The organism is Halomonas campaniensis (genome assembly GCF_002211105.1).
Taxonomy (GTDB): domain Bacteria; phylum Pseudomonadota; class Gammaproteobacteria; order Pseudomonadales; family Halomonadaceae; genus Vreelandella; species Vreelandella campaniensis_A.
Genome location: NZ_JPUA01000039.1, coordinates 1 through 1,588 on the forward strand (window position 1 = coordinate 1; position 1,588 = coordinate 1,588).

General features: G+C 55.7%; 1 protein-coding gene. It reads left to right on the plus strand.

Translation table 11 applies throughout. The features are described from left to right. The coding region (locus tag JI62_RS23110) for a calcium-binding protein (protein ID WP_276206582.1) at positions 1–1,588 on the plus strand (1,588 nt) is incomplete at both ends.

Below are 1,588 nucleotides of genomic sequence, written 5' to 3' on the forward strand. Positions count from 1 at the left end.
TGGAGCTGATCCGCTTCGCTGACGGCACAAAGTGGTCAGTAGGCGACGTTAAGGCCAAGGTACTGAACGGGGCGGCGGAAGACGATCACCTGGTAGGCTATGTCAGTGATGACATCTTAATCGGCGGTGCGGGTAATGATAGGCTCGAAGGGGGAGACGGTGATGACGTATTGGAAGGGGGGCTCGGCGACGATACGCTTTTAGGCGGCAATGGCAACGACACCCTGACCGGCGGAGCTGGCGACGATGTCCTCGAAGGGGGCAAAGGCTCGGACGTGTATCACTTCGCCCGTGGCTGGGGGGCTGATCGCATCAATAATTATGCCTCCCGTGATGAAGAAGCGGTCGACGTCATCGACTTTGCGGCGGACATCGCCCCCAGCGATATTACGCTGAGCCGCAATGGAAACCACCTGATTTTGAGCCTTATCGGCAGTGACGATCGCATCGAGGTAGATCGCTATTTCAGCAGCGATGGCCAAAGTTATTATGCGTTAGACAACATCCGCTTCGCTGACGGCACAAGTTGGTCAGTAGAGGAGGTTAAGACCAAAATGCTGGTGGGAACGCCGAGCGACGACCACCTTAGAGGGTATACCAGCGATGACACCTTAACCGGCGGTGCGGGTAACGATAGGCTCGAAGGGGGGGATGGCAACGATACTCTGATCGGTGGTGCCGGCGACGATGTGCTTGAAGGGGGCAGAGGCTCGGACGTGTATCACTTCGCCCGTGGTTGGGGCTCAGACCGCATCAATAACGATGCTTACCGCGATGAGGAGGCGATTGATGTGATCGACTTTGCAGCGGACATCGCCCCGAGCGATATCACGCTAAGCCGCAATGGAAACCACCTGATTTTGAGCCTTATCGGCAGTGACGATCGCATCGAGGTAGATCGCTATTTCAGCAGAGCCGATTATGAGGTGGAACTGATCCGTTTCGCTGACGGCACAAGTTGGTCAGTAGACGACGTTAAAGCCAAGATACTACTAGGGACGGCGGGCGACGATCACCTAGTAGGCTATGCCAGTGATGACGTATTGGAGGGTGGTCTCGGCAACGATAGGCTTTTAGGTGGCAATGGTAACGATACCCTGATCGGCGGTGCCGGCGACGATGTGCTCGAAGGCGGCAAAGGTTCGGATGTGTACCACTTTGCCCGTGGCTGGGGCTCAGGCCGCATCAATAACTATGCTTATCGCGATGAGGAAGCGATTGATGTGATCGACTTTGCGGCGGACATTACCCCGAGCGATATCACGCTAAGCCGCAGTGGAAACCACCTGATTTTGAGCCTTATCGGCAGTGACGACCGCATTGAGGTAGGGAGTTATTTCAATAACGATGGACAAAGTTATTATGCGTTAGACATCATCCGCTTCTCGGACGGCACCCACTGGTCGATTGACGACGTTAAGACCCAACTGCTGATGGGAACGCCGGGCGATGACCACCTTATAGGGTACACCAGCGATGACACCTTAACCGGTGGTGCGGGTAACGATAGGCTCGAAGGGGACGATGGCAATGACACCCTGATCGGTGGTGCCGGCGACGATGTGCTCAAAGGTGGCAAAGGTTCGGA